Annotated in this window: 21 protein-coding genes; 17 read left to right on the top strand and 4 right to left on the bottom strand. The window is 43.3% G+C overall.

The window, feature by feature from the left end; all coding sequences use genetic code 11:
• Positions 1-52: 52 nt before the first annotated feature.
• Complete coding sequence (locus MHI51_RS30315; protein WP_405173476.1) at positions 53-220, top strand: CxxH/CxxC protein; 168 nt, start codon at positions 53-55, stop codon at positions 218-220.
• Positions 221-318: 98 nt separating this feature from the next.
• On the opposite strand, the gene MHI51_RS30310 is transcribed toward MHI51_RS30315, so the two are convergent.
• Positions 319-1731: an MFS transporter gene (locus MHI51_RS30310; RefSeq protein ID WP_081387431.1), complete on the bottom strand. Its 1413-nt coding sequence runs from the start codon at positions 1729-1731 to the stop codon at positions 319-321.
• Between the two features lie 142 nt (positions 1732-1873).
• On the opposite strand from MHI51_RS30310, the gene MHI51_RS30305 reads away from it, so the two are divergent.
• The 5 genes from MHI51_RS30305 to MHI51_RS30285 all read left to right on the top strand — a co-directional run bounded on the left by MHI51_RS30305 (position 1874) and on the right by MHI51_RS30285 (position 7217).
• Positions 1874-2224, top strand: a complete 351-nt coding sequence (locus tag MHI51_RS30305; RefSeq protein ID WP_076276325.1) for a helix-turn-helix transcriptional regulator — start codon at positions 1874-1876, stop codon at positions 2222-2224.
• 255 nt (positions 2225-2479) lie between these two features.
• A complete protein-coding gene (rlmH, locus tag MHI51_RS30300) occupies positions 2480-2959 on the top strand; it encodes a 23S rRNA (pseudouridine(1915)-N(3))-methyltransferase RlmH (protein WP_036677839.1) in 480 nt (159 codons plus the stop codon).
• A gap of 268 nt (positions 2960-3227) precedes the next feature.
• Positions 3228-4025, top strand: coding sequence for a class I SAM-dependent methyltransferase (locus MHI51_RS30295; RefSeq protein ID WP_405173475.1), 798 nt, complete (start codon positions 3228-3230; stop codon positions 4023-4025).
• A 697-nt stretch (positions 4026-4722) separates the two neighbouring features.
• A complete protein-coding gene (locus MHI51_RS30290) occupies positions 4723-4863 on the top strand; it encodes a hypothetical protein (protein WP_179086990.1) in 141 nt (46 codons plus the stop codon).
• A gap of 110 nt (positions 4864-4973) precedes the next feature.
• Positions 4974-7217 carry a DUF3656 domain-containing protein gene (locus MHI51_RS30285; protein ID WP_405173474.1) on the top strand — a complete coding sequence of 748 codons (2244 nt, stop codon included), beginning with the start codon at positions 4974-4976 and terminating at the stop codon, positions 7215-7217.
• Between the two features lie 767 nt (positions 7218-7984).
• Here MHI51_RS30285 and MHI51_RS30280 read toward each other — a convergent pair.
• Entirely contained in the window at positions 7985-8332 is a 348-nt protein-coding gene (locus tag MHI51_RS30280) for a MarR family winged helix-turn-helix transcriptional regulator (RefSeq protein ID WP_256718960.1), read from the bottom strand.
• A 373-nt stretch (positions 8333-8705) separates the two neighbouring features.
• Between MHI51_RS30280 and MHI51_RS30275 the strand changes: the two genes are divergently transcribed.
• Positions 8706-9677, top strand: coding sequence for an aldo/keto reductase (locus MHI51_RS30275; protein ID WP_076220813.1), 972 nt, complete (start codon positions 8706-8708; stop codon positions 9675-9677).
• Here the strand turns inward: MHI51_RS30275 and MHI51_RS30270 are convergent.
• Positions 9669-10004, bottom strand: coding sequence for a DDE-type integrase/transposase/recombinase (locus tag MHI51_RS30270; protein ID WP_370511627.1), 336 nt, complete (start codon positions 10002-10004; stop codon positions 9669-9671). The two genes, MHI51_RS30275 and MHI51_RS30270, sit on opposite strands and share 9 nt — an antisense overlap.
• 918 nt (positions 10005-10922) lie before the next feature.
• Between MHI51_RS30270 and MHI51_RS30265 the strand changes: the two genes are divergently transcribed.
• The 8 genes from MHI51_RS30265 to MHI51_RS30230 all read left to right on the top strand — a co-directional run bounded on the left by MHI51_RS30265 (position 10923) and on the right by MHI51_RS30230 (position 18813).
• Positions 10923-11759: a helix-turn-helix transcriptional regulator gene (locus MHI51_RS30265; RefSeq protein WP_076219975.1), complete on the top strand. Its 837-nt coding sequence runs from the start codon at positions 10923-10925 to the stop codon at positions 11757-11759.
• A gap of 325 nt (positions 11760-12084) precedes the next feature.
• Positions 12085-12561, top strand: coding sequence for a hypothetical protein (locus MHI51_RS30260; RefSeq protein WP_218640427.1), 477 nt, complete (start codon positions 12085-12087; stop codon positions 12559-12561).
• 104 nt (positions 12562-12665) lie between these two features.
• A complete protein-coding gene (locus MHI51_RS30255) occupies positions 12666-12935 on the top strand; it encodes a hypothetical protein (protein WP_076219976.1) in 270 nt (89 codons plus the stop codon).
• A 22-nt stretch (positions 12936-12957) separates the two neighbouring features.
• Positions 12958-13215: a hypothetical protein gene (locus MHI51_RS30250; protein ID WP_076219977.1), complete on the top strand. Its 258-nt coding sequence runs from the start codon at positions 12958-12960 to the stop codon at positions 13213-13215.
• A 116-nt stretch (positions 13216-13331) separates the two neighbouring features.
• Entirely contained in the window at positions 13332-13529 is a 198-nt protein-coding gene (locus MHI51_RS30245) for a hypothetical protein (protein WP_076219978.1), read from the top strand.
• A 117-nt stretch (positions 13530-13646) separates the two neighbouring features.
• Positions 13647-15848, top strand: coding sequence for a peptidase domain-containing ABC transporter (locus tag MHI51_RS30240; RefSeq protein WP_076276323.1), 2202 nt, complete (start codon positions 13647-13649; stop codon positions 15846-15848).
• Entirely contained in the window at positions 15849-17510 is a 1662-nt protein-coding gene (locus MHI51_RS30235; protein ID WP_405173473.1) for an HlyD family efflux transporter periplasmic adaptor subunit, read from the top strand.
• Between the two features lie 13 nt (positions 17511-17523).
• Positions 17524-18813 (top strand): hypothetical protein, encoded by a 1290-nt coding sequence (locus MHI51_RS30230; protein WP_076276322.1) that lies wholly within the window; start codon positions 17524-17526, stop codon positions 18811-18813.
• 132 nt (positions 18814-18945) lie between these two features.
• Here MHI51_RS30230 and MHI51_RS30225 read toward each other — a convergent pair whose 3' ends face one another.
• Complete coding sequence (locus MHI51_RS30225) at positions 18946-19416, bottom strand: pyridoxamine 5'-phosphate oxidase family protein (RefSeq protein ID WP_076219982.1); 471 nt, start codon at positions 19414-19416, stop codon at positions 18946-18948.
• 469 nt (positions 19417-19885) lie between these two features.
• Between MHI51_RS30225 and MHI51_RS30220 the strand changes: the two genes are divergently transcribed.
• Both MHI51_RS30220 and MHI51_RS30215 read left to right on the top strand, forming a co-directional pair.
• A complete protein-coding gene (locus tag MHI51_RS30220; RefSeq protein ID WP_076276321.1) occupies positions 19886-20842 on the top strand; it encodes a zinc-binding alcohol dehydrogenase family protein in 957 nt (318 codons plus the stop codon).
• A 1-nt stretch (position 20843) separates the two neighbouring features.
• Positions 20844-21278, top strand: coding sequence for a MarR family winged helix-turn-helix transcriptional regulator (locus MHI51_RS30215; RefSeq protein WP_076276320.1), 435 nt, complete (start codon positions 20844-20846; stop codon positions 21276-21278).
• Positions 21279-21438 lie beyond the last annotated feature (160 nt).

Below are 21438 nucleotides of genomic sequence, written 5' to 3'. Positions count from 1 at the left end.
ACAATAGAAGGAGTATTAGGCCGCAGCGGCACAGAAAGGGATGCTTGGTTGAATGTATGTAGTATGTAAAGAACATGTAGAGTTAGCCATCGACAAATTTGTGGACGAGTATGAGGATGCACCTGATATTGTGGACTTGAAGGAGACCGAGTTCTCGGACTGGGACCCGCCGGCCAAATGTGCGGAATGTAAGAAGAATGCGGAATATTTAGTGGTCTAAAGGACTGTTAAAATTTATTAAAAACACCTTGCAGTCCCGAAAATGGGCCGCAGGGTGTTTTTTTGCATGAAATAATATATGTGTTAGCCGATTAGGTCTTATGCATCTGCTGCATCTACTATGTCGGTCAGCAAGCTACTTCGGTTGCCTCGGCGGTAGAGAATAGCTGAGATGATGGCGATCAATGCTGCAATAGAGAGTCCCCAGTAGATATTGGAGTAGGCTGCAGAAAGCGGCAGTCCGCGCTGCCATTCCAGAGCGCTTGCGGCCATAGCTACGCTGAAGGCGCCGCTAAAGAATTGCAGCAGCTGGAACAGGCCCATCCCAGAGCCGATTTGCGAAGAAGGCAGAATCCGAGAGATTTCATTGGATACACTACTGGACAGTGTCGTGAAGGCCAGACTCATAATCATATAGATGAACATGACGGCAATCCATGACCGCCCAGCAAAGAAAGCGAATAGGATGGTAGCGGTCAATACGAGCAATGGTGCAAAACGTAAAATCCCCGCATTGCCATAACGGTCAATGATTCGTCCCACGGAGCGGGAGACAAAGATGGCGAGCAGCGAACCCGGAAAGATCACAAGCCCGGCATGGCTTGCGCTGAAGCCGAAACGGTGAGTCAGAATCTGCGGCAGCAGGAATAACGTGGCAAAGCTGCACAGGTAGGAGGCAACTCCGATCAGAGCCAACACGAGATATGAGCGGTTACGGAAAAGCTCCGGCATCACGAATGGATCAGGTGTGCTGCGGATACGGCCAACAAATAAAGCAATGGCGACAATTCCGGCGATCAAGGCAATCCACAGCCCGCTGGTCAGGAACAGCAGCAGCCCGGTCGTGCCGACGCCCAAGAACAGCCCGCCAAGCACATCAAAGGAGCCACGGGTGGGTACTTCTTTGGGCAGCAGAATAAGGAACAGCGGCACTAGAAGCAGAATAGCTGCCGTTACAGAGAATAACCAAATCCAACCGAGATATTCGACGATGGCTCCGCCCGCGACCGGCCCAAGCCCTAGACCCAGCGAGACGGCTGACATAATTGTCGCCATTGCTTTGCCGCGGCGGGCTTGCGGGATATAGCGGGTAAACAGGACAAGAGATAAGGACATTACCGCGCCCGCGCCCGAGGCCTGGAGAATGCGAACGATAAGCAGGAAGATAAAGTTGGTGCTGAAAAAGCCGGCAACAGCCGCGAGGCCCAGCGTCAACAAGCCTATAACCAACAGACGGCGAATCGGCAGAAAATCAGAAAGCCGGCTGTACGTGATTGAGGCAATCGAGAACATAATGGAATACCCAGTGACAATCCAAGAAGCGGACGCAGCCGTAATCCCAAATGCTTCGGTCACATCAGGCAGCGCCAGATTGAACATAGCCGTATTCATGATGACGAGAACCACAGCGACACTGAACAGCAGGGTCAGTAGGCCTTCTCGTGGAAGAGGCGCTTCCGGAACGGAGGCTTCATGATCCGCATTCGCGGAGAGGTTATTTACAGAAGTCATGTGCGAAGCGCTCCTTTTATTATTGTTTAATAGTTCGATTACTTACGAACAATTGAAATATAGCATGCGTTGATATAAAATGCAATTAGGAACACCAATATTTTTTTCGCATTCATCGTACGACAAAAGGGGATAATCATCCGTGAAAATACTATTTCATCCGGACCGCAAGGACATTCAGCTTGCCTCCGTATTGTATGCACTCAGCGATCCGATTCGCTTACATATCGTATCGGATATTCACTTAAATGGAGAACAGGCTTGCAACGGCTTCAACGTCCCTATCGCAAAATCCACCATGTCTCACCATGCCCGTACTTTGCGCGAGTCAGGGGTTGTTTTTACACGAGTTCAAGGAACACAGCGCATGTTGTCCCTGCGGACTGAGGATCTTAATGCACGTTTCCCAGGCTTGCTGGACTCTATATTGAGTGCTTATGAAGCTGGGGAGCAACCGGATTTTGTGATGGAGGAGCAGGGGGAGAGTAAGTAGGGGGGATTGAACCTGCTGAGGACGGGGAATACATGAAATTCTAGATTCAGGCAATCTAGGAATACTGGGGATCAGGAGATCCAGGGATTGCATAAAAAATAGGCCATTTAGAGAATGCGCAAGAGTAGGCCGTTTTAATTGTCGTTTCTTTTCCAACAAATATGTGATAGAACAGAAGGACTTACTAAAACTTCAAGGGACGCCCAGTGCGCGTCCTTTTGCTATTTCTATAGAGGATTATGACAGGAGGCACTTATGCTTATTCAAATTATTGGCGTAGGAAAATTGAAGGAAAAGTACTTGATCGATGGCATCGCGGAGTATGCAAAACGGCTGACACCATACCTGAAGTTTCAGGTCATTGAGGTGGCAGATGAAAAAGCACCCGATTCTCTAAGCGAAGCAGAGGTGGTGCAGGTGAAGGGACGCGAGGGCGAACGCATCCTCGCACAGATTAAGAGCGAGGCGCATGTCATTGCGCTCGCGATCGACGGCAAGCTGTGGAGCTCGGAAGAGCTTGCCGCAGAAATTGACCGGCTCGGCACCTACGGGACAAGCCATGTCGTGTTCGTCATCGGAGGGAGCCATGGGCTCTCCGACGAGGTCATGCGCCGCGCGCAGCAACGCATGAGCTTCGGGCGTATGACGCTGCCTCATCAGCTCATGCGCCTGGTGCTGGTGGAGCAGGTGTATCGCGCGGTGAAGATCAATCGGGGGGAACCGTATCACAAGTAGGGCGAAATTTTTGGGGTGAAACGCCAGGAGCCTGTTAGAGCTTGTTGGGCGGGGAGGATAGATATAAAGAATTTTTACATTGATAGTGAATTTTTTTTCAGTTATAGTCATGGAGAAACACAGGTTTTATTACTTTTTGTTGTTTTCCCGCTATCTGTTAAATGTTGAAAGGATGATGCCAGATGATTAATACAACAGAATTGTCCGCCCGCATAATTTCTTGGAGGGTGACTATACTTTAACCCTCCTTAAAATTGGAGGTAAATCTGTGAAAAGTGATTTTATCGCAAAACATTGGTATGCCAGTATGTATGAAAAGTTCGAAAACCAAACACATGACGTCGATTTTCTATTAAGAGTACTTACAGAGCAAACAGGCAACCAACCACAAAATATACTTGAAGTCGCCTGCGGCGGTGGTAGGATCTGTGTCCCTCTTGCAAAGGCGAATCATTTCGTTACAGGCTTTGATGTCGATGAACATATGCTCCTGAACTGTTATCGCCGGATGTCGGGCTTAGCAAATATACGCTGTTACCAAGCTGATGCAGCAATTTCCGTATGGGGCGTTGCTTTTGATCTCGTAGTCATGGCAGGTAATATCTTGATTAATATTGAAAGCGAAATTGATTACAAAGAGGCACAAAAGACTCTTATTAAAAATGCTGCTGCGGCGCTTCGCACGGGTGGACATCTTTATATGGATTTTGACCTGCATAATAATCCAACGGCCCGGTTCAATAGGTTGAAAGAGAGCAGCTATTTCAAAGGGACAGACGAATTGGGCACGAATGGTCGAACCGTTAGTTATGGGAGCGTGTATGACCCCATAACCCAAATTTGTACCGGAACTGGTCATTGGGAGCTTACCACAAATAGTGGTGAGCAAATCAATATACCCAAGTGCTGGTATAAGCACATTCCTACGCATATGCAAGTTTACGATTGGCTATCAGATGCAGGGTTTACCATAGAGCGTACCTATCAAAATTATACGGCTGAACCAATTCCGGAGCCGATTGGTGAAGCTACAAATCGCGCTATTATATGGGCAAGAAAGTTATAATTTTTCATGTAGGTCTGAAGCACTCTTTTGGCTTATACTTTTGCTGAACTACTATAGTAGTTGAATAAATCAAGATAAGGCCATCCACTATAGGATGGCCTTAAAACTTGCCGTTATAGACAGCGCGGTGAACCTTATCACAAATAGTGGTAAAGCGGAGAACAGAACTCAATATTAGTTTAAATGACTTGAAATGCACGGCATAACGGTTGAAAGCCAATACAATTGAAATAACAAAAATGTAAAAAGAGCCTCCACTTCGATTTTAGTGGAGGCTCTTTTAAGGCTGCTAATCAATGCGCCAGATGCTCGCTCATACTTATGTAAAATTAAATGTTTGCTACTTGGCAATGCTAGGCACCCATAATTCCTGCTCAATTTTGGCTCCAGGAGCCAAATAATTCTCTATACATGAGGAGTGAAGAGTTTATGGTTACCTCAGCTGAGAGCGATATTCAGGATATTGTAGGTATGCTTCGTGACGCTAATGATGAGAAGATACGCGTGGCGAAAAATGTACTTAAAGAATTATTATGAGATACGTCCCTCAGAGCAAATGAGGTCATTTAAAACAAGCGCACAAGCCATTGGCTTGTGCGTTTTGCTGCAGCTTAAGTATAGTTCTTATTTTATGATTAATGGTAATAGTCTGAAATTTAATTTTCTAATAATCTTATTAATTTAAACGGGAGCGGCCATGTCGTCATTTATCGGATTTATAGTAGTTATTATCGTATTACCCATCTTAACTGGGATGAAGCAGGGGACTAAGAAGAAGAGAGAACGCAGTACGGCAAGCGGAAACCTGCTGTTAAGAAAAGCAATAACAAAAGCGTGAAAACGACCTTTAACCGTTCTTCAACAACATGCAGACCTGACGATGTACTTTTAAGAACACCTTTGGACAAACTAGCATTGCCGTTATTTATGGATCATAAGGAGGAAGAAATGACTGAATTACTAGCTCCAGCAGGAAATATGGAAGCTTTAAAAGCTGCAATTTCTAATGGTTGTGATGCCATATACTTAGGAATGCAAAAATTTGGTGCGCGTGCATACTCATCTAATTTTGATTTAGAATCGTTACAAGAGGCGGTTACGTATGCGCACCTGAGGGACGTTAAACTCTATGTTACAATGAATACCATCGTTTTTGAAAACGAAGTTGAAGAGATGAAAGAGCAGATCCACGAATTAAATAAAATCGGTGTGGATGGCATTATCGTCCAGGATCTGACTGCGTTCGATTATATCGTTAAAAACTTTCTTGATATGGAAGCACATTGTTCAACTCAAATGGGAATAGACGATTTAGACGGAACTTTATTATTAAAAGAACTTGGTGCCAAAAGAGTTGTTCTGTCTCGTGAGGTTGAGATTGAAAAAGTAAAAGAGATCAAAAGAAAAGCTGAGATACCTTTAGAAATTTTCGTTCACGGTGCTTTATGTGTATCTTACTCGGGAAACTGTCTAATGTCAGGATTAATGGGTAATCGAAGCGCAAATCGCGGAAGATGTGTGGGGTCATGCCGTAAGGAGTATGAACTCATGGATAAGACAACAGGTACATCTTTAGGGAAAAACCATATTCTATCTACCAAGGACTTAAACACAATCGACTATATCGAGGATTTAAAAGAAATCGATTCTTTAAAAATAGAAGGCCGAATGAAAGTGCCTACGTATGTTGCTAATGTTGTATCCAAATATCGCATGGCCTTAGATCATAAAATAACCGAAGAAGATAAAGAAAATCTGAAAAAAACATTCAATCGAACATTTACTAAAGGATATTTGTTTCACGAAGATAGGAGAAATATTACAAACATTTTAAGACCTAATCACTTTGGTTATGAAATTGGAACAATCAGCAAGATTGTTAAAGATAGGTATGAAATAACACTTACACGTCCTTTAAATCAGAACGATACCATTCGAATCAGTCACAACAATGAAGATGTTAATTTAACGGTTGCAAAACTGTACGATAAAGAGGGCGAATTAATCAACAAAGCAGATGATGTCTGCTATATCAAAATCAAAGAAAAGATGTCTACGGGAGATTTAGTATATAAAACGAAGGATTATTTCTATAACAAAGAATTAGAATCATCACTGGAAAAAGAATTTAAGCGGTTTAACCTCGATATTAGAGTATATGCACGTCCAGATTCAAAGCTTGTCATAGATGCGGAGGGCTTAGGCTGTCATTATTCATATGAAAGCGAGGAAATACTAGGCGAAGCCATTAATAATCCAACAACAAAAGACCAGGTAATCAAGCAATTTTCAAGATTAAATGATACGATATTCGAACTTAATCATGTGGATTTTGAGGAATGCAATGCTTTTATTCCAGCTAAACTGTTAAATGCAGCAAGAAGAGATATTGTACTGGGCTTATATGACTTAAAGCTTAACAGCCAGAAGAAAAGAACCAAGGCTTTGGAAGCAAAAGAAAAAATAAGCTTTGCCCCTGAAAAACCATACTTTACGGCCTCTGTAACGACTAAGGAGCAGTATGATGCTTGCGTGAGCTGTGGAATTAAGGAAATCTATTATGAAAATGTTGTTAGAAGAAATCAGAATCGTTATAAGGAAAAAGAAGGGCAGCTACTAATCGGAGGATATGGCGGAATTTATCACTACAGAGAAACGAATCCGTTTGTTACGGACTATTCTCTAAATGTTGTTAATGCTACTAGTTGCTATGAATTATATAAATTAGGTGCAAAACGAGTCACTTTATCTTATGAATTGAATAAGAGCCAAATTGAAGATTTAAGGAATGCCTATTATGAAGAAAATGACGGCTATCCTGCACTGGAAATGATTGTATATGGCAAGGTTCCTTTGATGTTTACAAAATATTGTCCGATGAAAAAAATGAATCAATGCAGAATTTGCAAAACGAAGAGCTATGAGTTAAAAGATGAGCACGGAACGTTCCCTATCATTTCCCATAATGATTGTACAACGACTCTCCTTAATGGGAAGACGCTTAATCTTTTAGATGAGCTACAAAACATCAAAGGAATCGAGGCGCTCAGATTAAACTTCACAGTTGAATCCAAAGAGCAGGTTGTGAAAGTCATTAATATGGCGTCAGGCAAATTAAATGGCTCTATGAATAATGCTGTCTTTAATCAGGAAACAGACACAAGAGGACATTTTAATAAAGAGATTGTGTAGGTAGCCAAAGGGATGACGCTGTCTTCCTTGCTAATCGTTCAGCTTAACATAAAAGAACAAGAAAGAGCCGCCCAGTACCGGGCGGCTCTAAAACTTGCCGCTTCAACCATCGCAGTGAACGTGTCAGAAGTAAGGAAAAGTCTTTTGGAGAGGCGACTGCTTTTCAGCAGAAATCCCCTTATCGTTGAATCTACATTGGTTAGTTGTAGAAATCTTAGGATCGAATTAACCTTCGAATTTAAGGACGATAGACTAGGTCCAAAACATCGAACTTCTAGTTAAGATGCTTAGGTAGTCCTAACATGATAGGTTAACTATCACGAAGAAATCGAATAGTAGTGTAGATTAATTAACGATATCTCTGAACCCAGCTCTACCTTGTGTCCCTGGAAGAGGCAGCCGAGGCCGCGCGGATGCTGTATCGTAAAAGAAGATTTTTGGAGAGATTGGCGCAGGGCGGGGAGAGTGCGGAGTGAACAGCGAAAGAGTTAAGGGATGAAGGAACAGTGAGGCCTTCAATTTCGTTCTATAGATGTTACGGTGAACCGTATCATAAGTAGGGGCAAGTTTCTTTCATTTTGGGTTGGTGGTCTTAGTGATAAAAACTTGGATTATAGTCAGAACGGGGTTCAAGCACGTGGCGGATCGGGAAGGGGAACATATAACAAGGATGCCTGCGGAGAATCTTCCCTCTGCCCGATAAGAAAGAAAATGCCCCCTCTGCTATTTTGGCGGAAGGGGCCGGTTCCTTACATCAAAAACAGTAATCAGGATGTTGTTGTTCTTTCCGCAAGTGTAGTAATCGACTCAATGTCTTGATCGGTTAATAGATCTAGAAAATGCTTGCGTATTGCCTTTGAGACTATGGGAAGGGCTTCGTCTAAGGCTGACCTTCCGGTGGAAGTAATGATGACTTGAACACCGCGATCTGTGTCTAGAGGTTTTCTTAGAACTAGACCTCGTTTTTCCATCCGCGTTAGATGATGTGATAGTCGGCTCTTATCCCAGTCCATCGAGTCAGCTAATTCCTGTTGGCGAAGCTTACCATTGCCAAATTGGACTAGCCGGTCTAATACTCCAAAATCACCTTCTGAGAGTCCTGTGTGTTCAGACATTTCTTTTACAACCCGACCGAAGATTCGTTTAAAGGAGCCTTTCCACATATTCCATATCCGCATTTCATCTTCGTTAAGTTCGTTTATATCCATACGAATATAATATCACGGTTGACGCATCAACCACAAGGTGTTACTATGTATCCATAGGTTGATATGTCAACTTAAGGGAGTGGTATTGTGTTTAGGTTGATGCATCAACTCGACCGTGCGCCTTGCGCTCCTCGACAAGGACGGTCCGACAGGCAAATTTTTAAACGAGAGACGTCAGCTACCTTGGAAATGTAATCACGAGCGACGTATCACCGAGAGATCCACGAAACCTAAAGGCGTAACGCCTTCCCCTACAAATATATAAGGAGTGTGTTATTAAATGGAATATGTGAAGCTTGGACGCAGCGGGTTAGAGGTTTCGAAGTTAAGCCTTGGAACCATGAGTTTCGGCGTACCTGAACGCGGCAATACTCCATGGTCTCTGGATGAGGAGCCAAGTAGACTGATTATTAAAAGGGCACTCGAATTGGGCATCAACTTTTTCAGTACCGCCAACATGTATTCCGACGGAACAAGCGAAGAAATCCTCGGGCGTGCCTTAAAGGACTTCGCTCATCGTGACGAAGTCGTCATAGCTACAAAGGTATTTGTTCCGATGCGCAAAGGTCCGAATGCTATGGGACTTTCCCGCAGGGCCATCATGACCGAAATTGATAACAGTCTAAGACGACTCGGAACAGATTACGTCGATGTGTACCAGATCCATCGGTGGGATCCAAATACGCCGATTGAAGAGACGATGGAGGCTCTTCACGATTTAGTTAAGGCGGGCAAGGTCAGATACCTCGGAGCATCTTCCATGCTGGCATGGCAGTTTGCGAAAGCTCAGCATGTTGCAGAGCGCAACGGTTGGACACGGTTCGTCTCTATGGAGAATAGATTAAACCTGCTCTACCGGGAAGAAGAAAGAGAAATGCTCCCCCTTTGCAGAGACGAGGGAGTTGGCGTCACTCCTTACCTGCCTTTGGCTGCAGGCCGGTTAACTAGGGATTGGAATGATCAGACCTCACGATCCGAGAATGACCAGATAGCTAAAACGTTGTTTATTAAAACGGAAGAAGCTGATCGTAAAGTAGCAGAGAGAGTTGCGGAAGTCGCTGCTAACCAAGGAATTCCACGCGCACAAGTTGCTCTTGCATGGTTGCTGCAAAAAGAAGAGATCACCGCCCCAATTATCGGTTCGACCAAGACCAGCCATCTCGAAGATGCCGTTTCGGCGTTGTCAGTTAAATTGACACCTGAAGAAATTACCAGTTTAGAAGAACTTTATGTACCACATCCATTAGTATAAATTGGACACATCTATACAACGAATCCTATGTATTGAACTCTTCATGGAAACTCCCACGAAAGGGGAGCCACAAAAGAGTGCTTTGACTTTCAGATGAGAGAAGAGGCTCTCGATTGAGGCGTTGTCATAATAAATGCCTCGGCGTGACATGCTGATTTGGGCTCCAATCTGTGGCAGCATGTCGTGGTATGCATGGGACGTGTACTGGTATCCCTGATCGCTGTGAACGATCAGTCCAGTCACGTCTTTATGCGTTTCAAAGGCCTTTTTAAATGTATCTAATACAAGTGGATTGTCATTACATCTGCTGATATGGGAACCCCACAATCTCGCCTTTAGTGACTCAGGATAATGTTTAAACTTCTGACCTTTTATTGCTTTCTTCCAGTCTTTTGCATGCCCAATTCTTTAGGGCTAAACTCGGGTCTATTCAATATAATCATGCAGTCGTATTATTTTAAGGTAATCGAGGGGCATCCAACCTTGCTATTCCACTTTAGTAATTTTCCATGATTAGGACGTTTTTTATGCGAATTAAACTTCGATTTTTCCAATCTATTATGTTCACGCACGGCTCTCATTTGCCTGGTATGTCTTACATCATTGCGGCGTTCTCTCGCTTTGAGTTGGCTAAGCATAATGAGCAACCCCAAAGTGCCGAGCACATAAGAAGCCACCCCTTGTGTCGGGGGTGGCGTTGTTTTACATGGAAATGTATATTTTGTGGTCGAGTTGAACTTTGTGCTTGGATACATTACGGTAAACCAATTAAAAAATGAGATGATCTTACCTGGCTTACCAGACTATCCCCTCCTAAAATCTGTAGGCAAAAATGCCCGGAAGCTGACGGGATGTTTTTTTGTGCAGTCGTGGATAGTTCCATAAATCGCAGGGGATTTGGACTCGGTTGCTTGACTGTATTAGAGTCAGCGTATAACACAATCTTCGTCGGATTGCAAAAAGTTGGATTTTCGCCGTTAGCCAATTTCATTTCCTATAGTTGTAGTAATTTATATAAAATCTGTAATATAGCAGATAAATGTGAAAAAAACGCTTTTTAGTAACTTCCATCATATCCCAATAAAGGTTTTTCACGGTAGAGTAATTTGGGGTCATTCTGGAAGAGTTTAGAACGCCTGAGGTGGCTGAGCAAATAGGGAGAGGATGAAAATTATAGAAAATCTGGAATGGAAAATCTGAAAGAATGGGTGAAGAAAACATTTCATAATTAGGGAAGTGTTCAACATGAATTTGTTTCGTGAAAGTCCAATTGTCCCTAGATCTTGGATATCAATTCAAGAGTATTCAAAGCGGGAACAGACACAGTGGGATCGTGTCTTTCAAGAGTCAAAGCGTAGCCCAGTGTCCCCCAGAACCAAAACAGCAGGGCGGGAACTGAGCCGCAAACTAGCGAAGCACGGCAATTTGGTACATGTGACGCAAACGGAACTAGAAAGCATAAGTACCTCTGTTGCCCCGCCTCATTTGTTTCTATTGGCAGATGATGAAGGGATGTGCCTGCAATTATTTGCTTCTTCTAAACAATTGAATCAGTTGAAGGAGCATTATATAGCACCTGGAACACATTTTGCTATGAAGGATTTAGGAATCAATGCTATTTCTATAGCGATGGAATCTGGAAGTACTACAGTAGTAAAAGGGGAAGAGCATAGCCTCGAGTTGTTTTTCTCGTGGTCCTCCATCTGTACCCCTATTCAATCAGAGGGGAAAGTTCTCGGTTATTTAAATATGTCCTTTGATTCAGTAGAAGATGTGATCTTTGCAGTACTGTTGGTGGAGAAGATCGTACGCAATATAGAGGAGCGTTTGGATTGGATGAATCCCATTGCGCAAAAGAAACGAATCAATCGGAATTTCGAGGACTTTCATTTGACAAATAAGGAAAAGGAAGTTGCTTATTGCTGGCTGGAAGGCCACAGCCGTTCAGCGATTGCCCAAATGCTTACTATCTCTCAGGAAACGGTCCGTTTTCATGTGAAACATATTTATGAGAAGGTAGGGGTTAACCATCAGGTTGAGTTTGTGAAGAAAGTAATGTTTTCTGGAATTGATAAGAGTTAACCTGGCTTGACGTCGTTTAGCAGTATAGTTCACCCGGGCAATTACATGACTCTAGAAACCTACCCTTTGGGGTAGTTAACAAAAAACCTAGAGGTTAGTAAAATGTTTCTATAAGTTGAAAAAAGAGTTATATGTGGTTTCGAGTGAAGAAGGTAGAAGGCTGATAGGCTTTGATCTAATTATGATGTCTCCACAGCGGTGTTCGTTCAACGACAATTATACAGAAATTTTATATATTGCTTAAATTTGATGATTTATTGGCAAACGATAGGTTGGATGACTTGCCAAAACTCGATTCTTCATTGAAGGGAGAATAAATTTGCATATGAAAATATTAGAAATAGGAAAAGAATTTAAAATTGAGAATGTGTTGTCTTTGAGAAAGAAAATGACTCAACAAGAAATACAACAGGAAATGATGAGTATTGGTGAATTCCTTGAGCAAAACAGTTTTAAAAAAAATGGTCCCATTGTAACTGCTACCTTTGCAATTGAGCAATCAAATGAACAGCCACTATTAGATACAGAGATTTTGGTTCCAATAGATAAGCCTGCAAATTTGTATGGTAAATATAAATTTAAAGATGTCTTTCACCTCATAAATGCAGTTTATGCTAGACATGAAGGCAATCCCAATACGTTACAGAATACATATAACGAATTAAATCAGTATATTAGTGAGAAGGGACTGCAACCGATAACAGCAGCTTATAATGTAAATGTTGTTGACTTAAACCCGGGGCAATCCATGGATGATATGATTGTGGATGTTTATGTAGGAGTAAATCCATCAATCGTATAAATGACGATTTTAGCTGTAATTTTTTGCTTCATAGTACTAGTCTATGTATCAGGATTACAGTTGAAATACATAAATGAAGTAAAAATAGTAAAGGAGGATTAATAATGACAAGCGCACTGATTCTTAAGAATAATAATTTTATTGAGTTAACAAATGATGAATTGATGTTTGTAGATGGCGGAGGTGTTTGGCAAGCCCTTGTAGGGGCAGCGGGAGCCATCGCTATTGGAGCTGCTCCTCTTGTGGGCGTACTTGCGGGGATTGGCGGTAGCGTTGTGGGTACGCCTGTGATAGGAGTAGCAGCAGGAATTAGTGCATCAGCTGCTATGGTATCATCAGGTGCATATATGTTAGATTATGGTACAAAAAAATAATTTGAATAAGGAGGAGTAAAAAATGGAACTATCTATTTCCCATGGTTTTTTTGAACTAAATGAATCTGCATTGTCCGAAATAAATGCAGGCGGTGTTTGGGGAATAATTGGTGGCGTAGCTGAGGTAGTTAGTGGTGTAGCTGGAATAGTTGGAGGAATAGCAGCTTTAGCCGTCCCTGAACCTACAATGGCAAGCAAATTTGCAGGAGCAGCAGCGATATCAATTGGAATAGGAGCTGTTGGTGGAGGTATTGCCAGTATTTCGTCAAACTGGAAATAAACTTTTTAATATGTTTGTGTGCAAGAAGGTAAAGATGCCTTCTTGCACAAATTTTTTTTAACATTAATTAGTCTGTGAGTGATTAAAATCCTAAGTTTTAGGAGGTGATGAATATAATGGCGAAAAAAATTAAAACTTTAAGAGTTTCTCTGCTCTTTTCTATACTATGTATTATTACATCAGGAATCAACTACTTAAATAATAAATTGCCTGTAGTTGGGATATTGCTTATTGTAATTTCAGTTGCGTTTATAATTCAAGTTGTTGCTTATACAATAGAAATGAAAAACATTAAAAATAATAGTGTGAAATAAAAGTTAAACTAGGGAGTGCCAACAAACTCAGGCTTCGCATCCAAATAGCGGGAAAGCTCCACTACCACACAGTCCAGTTACATAAAAATCATATTATTGCTCTAGGCGGGGGTTTATCTGTTTAAAAAACTGATCTGCATTAAACAACATGATATCAAGGACTGCGGCGCAGCCTGTCTGGCTACTATTTGCAAGCAGTACGGTTTAAAAATTCCGATTTCCAGAGTGCGGGAAGCAGCGGGCACCGATAATCAGGGAACAAGTGCCTACGGTTTAGTTAAAGCTGCTGAGCAGCTTGGTTTTACTGTTAAGGCCGTTAAGGGAAGTCAGGAATCTTTTTTTGGTGAATTTCCTCTGCCAGCAATTGCTCATGTGGTAGTTGACAGTACACTCCTACACTATGTAGTGATTCACAAGGTTACCCGAACAGAGATTATACTAGCTGACCCGAGTAAAGGAATTGTCAGACTCAAGCCTGATGAGTTTTTTCAAATGTGGACCGGCGTTCTCATATTGATGGTACCGACTCCCCAATTTAAAAGAGGAGATCAAACAAAGGGATTGTTTTCCCGCTTCTTTGGTCTATTGATACCGCAGCGGCGCATGTTGGGCGGTATATTTTTGTCTTCTATGCTCTTTACCATCCTGGGGATTCTATCAGCATTTTACTTTCAGCTACTTATCGACGAAATTCTCCCATATAGCCTCACCAAGACCCTACATATTGTTTCTATTGGAGTAATTGCACTTTACATATTTAAAGTGATTTTGAGTGCCTTCCGGAACCATATTCTTCTAACGCTGAGCCAAAAGCTCGATATTTCCTTGATCCTCGGTTACTATCATCATGTCCTGAAGCTGCCGATGAGTTTTTTCGGTGCACGTAAAACCGGTGAGATTATTTCAAGGCTGATGGATGCATCCAAGGTTCGGGATGCTATCTCCAGCGCAACGCTCACCGTAATGATTGATACAATCATGGTAATTGCCGGCGGAGCCATTCTCTATACCCAAAGCGGATTATTATTCGGTGTCACTTTATTAATGATCCCGTTTTATCTCCTGCTGGTATGGGGGTTTCATAAGCCTTTTGATCGGCTGAACCGTGAGCAGATGGAGAACAACTCGCAGTTGACCTCTTATATTGTAGAATCAATTGAAGGCATTGAGACAGTAAAAGCATACCGCGCCGAAGGGCAATCAGGATTTGAAACAGAACGTAAATTTGTCAGCTTGTTGAAATCCGTTTTCCGGCTGGGACTTTTTAATAATATTCAGGGTTCGCTCAAGGCGACTGTTCAGTTAATTGGAGGCGTTATAATTCTTTGGGTGGGCGCCATTCAAGTCATTAAGGGTAATCTCTCCATTGGACAATTGATCGCTTACAATTCATTGCTGGCTTACTTTCTGGAACCCATCCAGAATTTAATCAATTTGCAACCGACTCTTCAAACGGCGATGGTAGCAGCCGACCGATTGAGCGAGATTCTAGACCTTGAGGCGGAAAAACAGGCGAATGAGGAGCAAAAGATGCGGCCTGCGGTTTTAAAAGGGGATATTGAATTTAGAGGAGTCTCTTTTCGTTATGGAACCCGTGCTCTGATTCTAGATAATATTCATTTGACGATCAATCAAGGGGAGAAGATTGCCTTGGTCGGCGAGAGCGGATCAGGCAAGACCACCCTCATCAAGCTGCTGATGCAGTTCTATTCGCATGAGAATGGCGATATTCTTATTGGAAACTATAATATTAAAGATATTCATTTAGACAGTCTGCGGGACCGGATCTCTTACATCTCTCAGGATACCTTTTTCTTCAGCGGAACTATCCGTGAGAACTTATGTCTGGGAGCTGTAGTAGATTATACCTTGGAGGAGATTGCAGCAGCATGTCAAATGGCTCAGGCACATGATTTTGTTAATCAATTCCCGCTTCGGTATCAAACCATGCTGGAAGAGAACGGTGCTAATCTGTCGGGAGGCCAGAGACAGCGGCTGGCCATTGCCCGAGCGCTGCTGCGGAAGCCGGATATTTTAATTCTGGATGAGGCTACGAGCAATCTGGATTCTACCACAGAACGAGCCGTCTCGGACACAATTAACTGTCTGGAAGATATGAGTATGGTTATTATCGCCCACAGGCTGAGCACAATTATGCGATGCGACCGGATTTACGTCATGGAGAAGGGACATGTCATCGAATCCGGAAGTCATCAGCAGTTACAGAACCAAAGAGGGAAATACTACAGTCTTTGGAAGGATCAACTGCCTGAGGATGAGGAGCAATTTGCGTATGCGGGAAGACCGGGTGAACGATAAATGGTGCAGGTTAAGTTAACTGAATTAAGCGAAATGACGGACAGCCGCGAACTGCTTGAAGCTAAGACACATCCCTTTATATCAGGATTTTTGCTCTTTTTGCTAGTGTTGCTGGGTGCGGCAGCCATCTGGTCCTATTATGGAGAAATTGACATAACTTCTAAGGCGGCTGCAATAGTTCGGCCTAACGAGAAGGTCAGCACTGTGCAGACCGCATCAATGGGGAAAGTGACCGCTGTTAAAGTCAGAGAAGGAATGACCGTACAAAAAGGTACAGAGCTGATAGCGATGGATACCAAGGATCTGGATCTGCAATTGGCTTCTCAAACCGGGCTGCTGGAGAAAAGCAACCGCAGGCTATCGCTGCTAAAGCGGTACCGGAATAGTGTAGCCTCGCTTCATAACGAGTTCTCGAAGACACTGCCGGACGAAGTGGTATATTATGATGAGGTAGAGCAATTTTTACTGGAAAATCAGCGGCTTCAGCAGAGCCAGTCTGCATCATCACAAGAGATCGCCTCGGCCATTCATGACAATATGGGTTCACAGGCGTTGCTAAAGAACGATCTGGAGGTCAATCAATCCAAGCTTACAGAGCAGCAAGTCGATTTAAAACGCAAGCTCGGATTGCTTCAAACCGAGCTTGAGCAGGAGAAGCTTCTTCAGTATTCTGTAGCTGAGAATCGAAGCATGCCTGCTTCCGCCGATAGCAAACACAGTCAACAATATGCGGCTTACGAGACCAAGTATGGACAGTTAAAGAAAGTAGCTGAGGAAAAGGAAGCGGACTATCATAGCTTGCAGGAACTCGGCGACAGGCTTGTATCGCAGGTAGAGCTTGAAAATGCGTGGAGAGAGGCCGGTACGTCGGCCGCTCAGGTTGAGCAGTTCAGAGAAGAGACTCTTTCTGGTATTGCCGCTAATGTATCCGATGCGAGCAATCAGCTGAAAGGGTTGCATACCGATCTGGAAACGCTGATCCGGCAAGCGTCTGCCCGGTACTCAGAGGCGGAAGGAACCCGATTGCAGCAGGACAAGCTGATCCAAGAACTTGAGGATTTGGAGAACAGTAAAGAACTTGGACGATCTGTGGAGCAGACAGCCCTGAATAAATTGAAGGCTGACCGGATTGTTCAGATCGGCAGCTCAATCGAAGAGGAGCAGGCCAACTCGAAGTTGTTGCAAAACAACATTCAGCAACTTAAGCTGGAGAAAAGTAACCGCATTCTTTTTGCCCCTATTGACGGCACGCTAAACATTCTTAAAGAAGTCAACGTAGGGGATGTAATCCAGACGGGCGAAGCCTTGCTTGCAATCATTCCGGCTAACGAGTCCATGTATAAAATGAGCTTGGCCGTTCCTAATTCCGCTGCAGGACAGATTAAGCTCGGTGACAAGGTCCACTTTAATTTTGCTGCATTTCCCAAGCAGAGTTATGGGTCTTTGAACGGAACCGTTACCTCGATCGCCAGTGATTCTGTTGTTCAGCAGGACGGCCGCAGCTATTATCTAGTGGAGGCAGCGTTATCGGGCAAGAGTTTAGTCGATCGCCGAGGAGAACAGGGTGAAATCCGCCTGGGAATGAGCGCCGAGGCTTATATTATTACCGACTCCAAACGCATTCTCGACTTTGTACTGGAGAAGATCAACCTCAAGGAATAGAGAGGGTTCATGGATGGAATTCTTGAAAAAAACTCAATTAATCTTTATATATCTAGGATTATGGTTGGTACTCTGGGTGCCATTTGCTTATGCAGATGATACAATTTCGTCGTCTTCTGTAAGGAAGCTTTCGATGGAGGAAGCGGTTCAAATAGCTCTTACAAACATTGATGATATCCAGCAGGCTAAGGGTAAGGTTACGGAGAGCAGTGCTAATACTGCTTATATAGCTTCGGAGAAAAAGGAACTGGAGTCTAGCAGCGTTTCTGTGAATCCGGGTCATCTTCCAGTAAACACAACTGATTTTTTACAGCAAATCCCGGAATTCAATCAATTAGGTGAAGAGGAACAGCAACAGATTCTTCAAGCAATTGGGTTGCAAATTGCCATTAATAGTTCGATTAACCAGTGGATCGGGCTCCAGTCCCAAATGCAAAGCAGCTACAATCAGCAGGTGAAAGACAAGCAATTGCAAACCTACGAGGCTCAACTTAGAAGTTTGGTCTATGATAACGAACTGGCAGAACTTGCTCTCAAGAAGACACAACAACTTGTAATCTATGCCGTTAGACAGCAATATATTCAATTAGCGGCTCTATCATCCCAAATCGCCTATCAACAAAATTTGTATGCTCATTCCAGCACACTAGCTTCGGATGCCCAGATCTTGTTTCGTGCTGGAAGGACATCCAAGAGTGAATGGGATCAGGTGCAACGGCAACAGCGTATTCAGCAAAGCAAGCTGGATTCTCAGGTTAGAGGCTATAAAACACAGTTGGCGCAGTTGGCACGAGAGTTAAAGCTGGACCTGAATACCTCAATTGAGATTGAGAATATTACAATTGCAACTCCCCAACTAACTGATTACGAGCAGACTGTAGACTTATCTCGCAATTATGAAATTCAAGAAGCGGATGCGAAGATAAAGCTTGCCAAGGATAACCTGACCAGCCTAACAGACCCTGGAACGGAGTTGAAGCACTACTATACGGTGCTTTGGTCTAATGCTGTTAGTCAAAGAGATGCCATATGGTCTAGGCTGGAGAATAGATGGGCCGATCAGAAGGCAAAGCTGACCGCGTTATATTATCAATTGCAGGACGCAATGGATGAGGAACAAGGCGCTGTCCAGCGTGCCGAGGACGCCAACCTGCTATATACAAAAGGCAGATTATCGCTCAGTGAATTGGATAAGGCAAGACAGACACAGCGGCAGGCGGAGATGAGCAAAACAGATCTGCTCTACCAGTATTTACTCCAGGCGGAGACCTGCAAACTCGCAACATACGGTGTAATATTATAAGAAGTTTATGGGAACCGTATCATAAATAACGGCGAAAAAAAGGGAGTCTGCGGACACTCCCTTTGAGCTAAAATTGTCTGTTATCAAATTTCTACCTCACATTAATCCAATTATAGAAACCACATAGACCACTTAATTTGCCGTCTTATTGATAAAATCAATCTCATTTCTGATCCCTTTATGGGCGTCATTCCACAGGCCTTTTGTCAGGCGAATGCGCAGCAGGCATGTGTTAGGATCTTCGTCGTTATTGGCTTCGTTATACCACTCGGCGAATATTGTGCGTAGCTTTGTCATCATTTCCGCGTTTTTCTCGTCACATACCCAGCCCAGGTTTTCACCGATACCATCGGCCGTAAAGTTTTCGACGATGATACAAACGGCGACTTCGGGGTTTTGGGCGATCTGCTGCATCTTGCCTGAGGTCGCATAAGTGACGGTGTAGAACGCACCGTCCTCATAATAGGCGTCCACAATACGGGCGGCGGGACGGCTTTTGCCATTGGCCCCCGGTTCCAGCGCGATGGTAGACAGAGAGAGCAGGGCGTCCTTGTTACCCGCTTGTTCTTCCAGCAGCTTCATGGCTTCGTCGTACTTGTTCATTATATTACCTCCTAAAGTGTCATAAGGCATACATTATAAGCTTATCATTGTAAAATCTTAGTGCATGTGAAGAATTATACGATGAAATATTAAATCGCTATCATAACCCTCTGCTCGACTTAGGTATGGTTCAACTGATACTAATCGATAATGTAATATTAAAATAATCAAAAAACGGCTGGATTAGGGGAACCTGACCAGCCGTTTTTTTTGGAAATAAGCTAATGGGTTTGCGCGGTGTATGGGCTGTTCAACGAGCTATCTCTGATACCCACTCTAAGGATAATGTGATGCATTCCCTCAATGATTGGGGGGGTTATCTACCAGAACTGCCTCGATTTTATCCCACTTCATGAGACCGACAAGATGGAGATGGATTCCGAATAAAATGTGCATATTGCACATAATTTATGTTATACTTTATTATGTGCAATATGCACATAATATGGGATGGAAGAAGGGTGTAAATATGAAGGCAGCAATTGTAAAGGATAAGGGGACGATTCCCGTAATGGGTCATTTTGATTCCCCCGTTGGGACAGAGGGGCTAGTTATAATTAACGTTACGGCAACGGCCTTGAGTCGAGTTAGCAAGTTCCGTTCAATGGGTATGCACTATTCTTCTGAAGATAACTTTCCAATTGTAGCCGGTATCGACGGTGTAGGAACTTTGAAAGATGGGTCTCGTGTTTACTTTGCGCTGCCTACTGCACCATATGGCAGTTTGGCTGAGCAAACAATTGTCAACGAAAAGCTGACTGTCCGTTTACCAGATGGTATTGATGATCTCACTGCTGCCGCTATCGCCAACCCTGCTATGTCGTCATGGGCTGCATTGGTATTTCGAGCTGATTTTAAATCCGGTCAAACTGTATTGATTAATGGCGCTACTGGTACATCCGGTAGTTTAGCAGTTCAGATTGCTAAGGGTCTGGGGGCCAAGAAGGTCATTGTAACAGGACGCAACGAATCAAAGTTGCAAGCACTTGAAGCTGATGAGGGCCTTGCATTTGATATGACAGCCGACAACGGTCAAAAAATGTTTGAAAACGCCTTAATGCCAGTTATTGCTGAAGGTGTTGATGTTATATTGGATTATCTTTGGGGCGACAGCGCACTCGCCATCATGTCAGCTCTTGCTAAGACGAAAACGGATCGTTCAACCCGTTTTGTAAGCATTGGAACTTCATCTGGCCAAGAAAGCATTCATTTACCTTCATCTCTTTTACGCTCATCAACAATCGAACTCGTAGGTAGCGGAGATAAGAGTGTTTCCAAAGCTGATATGCTATCCGCTGTTAGAGGTGTATTTGAAATGGCTGCCGTGGGGAAGATAAAAATTACCACAAAAGAGTTCGCTCTAGAAGATATTGAAGAGGCTTGGAATGCCCCGCTAATGCCTCGTCCTGTTGTAAGGGTGAAATAAAATGGAAAACGATATTTTTAAAGCGCTGATCGATTTAGTTTCCATTATCAATAGACCAGACCGCGATAAGAAGATGATTGCTAATGCTGGCGTCAATTTGGAGGCAGCAACCTTTCGTGTCTTTGTGGGCATCGTGCATCTCCAACCGACTAGTGTTGGTGATTTGGCCGCAATGATGGGTAAAAACTATTCGAGTGTTAGCCGGCAAATCGATAAGTTAGAAAATGCCGGGTTGGTTCATACGTATCCATCAAGTTCAGATTCCCGCATTCGTGTGTCTGAATTGACGAAAAGCGGGGAGGAAATCAATGCAATGATTAGCCTCACCCGTGAACGAATTTTGCATGAAGCTTTGGATGACTGGACTCTGGAGGAAAAAAACAGCTTATTGAATAACTTAAGGCGTTTATTTGAATCGCTGCAAAGATTCGACTAGTTGCAGATTATGACTGTTCACACACAGTTCGATGTTTATTGCGATGGTGGATATTCGGGTAAAAGGAATTACGGATTCAATGGGGAACCATTCTGAAATCGGATTTACGAGGAAGCCGCAAAAATGCTAAAACGCTACTGACACAACGTTGTCAGTAGCG

Origin of the sequence: Paenibacillus sp. FSL H8-0260 (genome assembly GCF_045040625.1) — a bacterium.
In the GTDB taxonomy this organism is placed as follows: Bacteria; Bacillota; Bacilli; order Paenibacillales; family Paenibacillaceae; genus Paenibacillus_AQ; species Paenibacillus_AQ odorifer.
Note: the sequence above shows the minus strand (reverse complement) of the source record. Positions and strands in the feature narration are given on the sequence as shown.

Excerpts from the sequence above, each read along its gene's own strand:
- MHI51_RS30285 (WP_405173474.1), top strand. The coding sequence starts at position 4,974 with ATGACTGAATTACTAGCTCCAGCAGGAAATATGGAAGCTTTAAAAGCT.
- MHI51_RS30275 (WP_076220813.1), top strand. The coding sequence starts at position 8,706 with ATGGAATATGTGAAGCTTGGACGCAGCGGGTTAGAGGTTTCGAAGTTA.
- MHI51_RS30255 (WP_076219976.1), top strand. The coding sequence starts at position 12,666 with ATGACAAGCGCACTGATTCTTAAGAATAATAATTTTATTGAGTTAACA.
- MHI51_RS30225 (WP_076219982.1), bottom strand. The coding sequence starts at position 19,416 with ATGAACAAGTACGACGAAGCCATGAAGCTGCTGGAAGAACAAGCGGGT.
- MHI51_RS30250 (WP_076219977.1), top strand. The coding sequence starts at position 12,958 with ATGGAACTATCTATTTCCCATGGTTTTTTTGAACTAAATGAATCTGCA.
- MHI51_RS30245 (WP_076219978.1), top strand. The coding sequence starts at position 13,332 with ATGGCGAAAAAAATTAAAACTTTAAGAGTTTCTCTGCTCTTTTCTATA.
- rlmH (WP_036677839.1), top strand. The coding sequence starts at position 2,480 with ATGCTTATTCAAATTATTGGCGTAGGAAAATTGAAGGAAAAGTACTTG.
- MHI51_RS30290 (WP_179086990.1), top strand. The coding sequence starts at position 4,723 with ATGTCGTCATTTATCGGATTTATAGTAGTTATTATCGTATTACCCATC.
- MHI51_RS30220 (WP_076276321.1), top strand. The coding sequence starts at position 19,886 with ATGAAGGCAGCAATTGTAAAGGATAAGGGGACGATTCCCGTAATGGGT.
- MHI51_RS30235 (WP_405173473.1), top strand. The coding sequence starts at position 15,849 with ATGGTGCAGGTTAAGTTAACTGAATTAAGCGAAATGACGGACAGCCGC.
- MHI51_RS30315 (WP_405173476.1), top strand. The coding sequence starts at position 53 with ATGTATGTAGTATGTAAAGAACATGTAGAGTTAGCCATCGACAAATTT.
- MHI51_RS30230 (WP_076276322.1), top strand. The coding sequence starts at position 17,524 with ATGGAATTCTTGAAAAAAACTCAATTAATCTTTATATATCTAGGATTA.
- MHI51_RS30260 (WP_218640427.1), top strand. The coding sequence starts at position 12,085 with ATGAAAATATTAGAAATAGGAAAAGAATTTAAAATTGAGAATGTGTTG.
- MHI51_RS30310 (WP_081387431.1), bottom strand. The coding sequence starts at position 1,731 with ATGACTTCTGTAAATAACCTCTCCGCGAATGCGGATCATGAAGCCTCC.
- MHI51_RS30215 (WP_076276320.1), top strand. The coding sequence starts at position 20,844 with ATGGAAAACGATATTTTTAAAGCGCTGATCGATTTAGTTTCCATTATC.
- MHI51_RS30280 (WP_256718960.1), bottom strand. The coding sequence starts at position 8,332 with ATGTCTGAACACACAGGACTCTCAGAAGGTGATTTTGGAGTATTAGAC.
- MHI51_RS30265 (WP_076219975.1), top strand. The coding sequence starts at position 10,923 with ATGAATTTGTTTCGTGAAAGTCCAATTGTCCCTAGATCTTGGATATCA.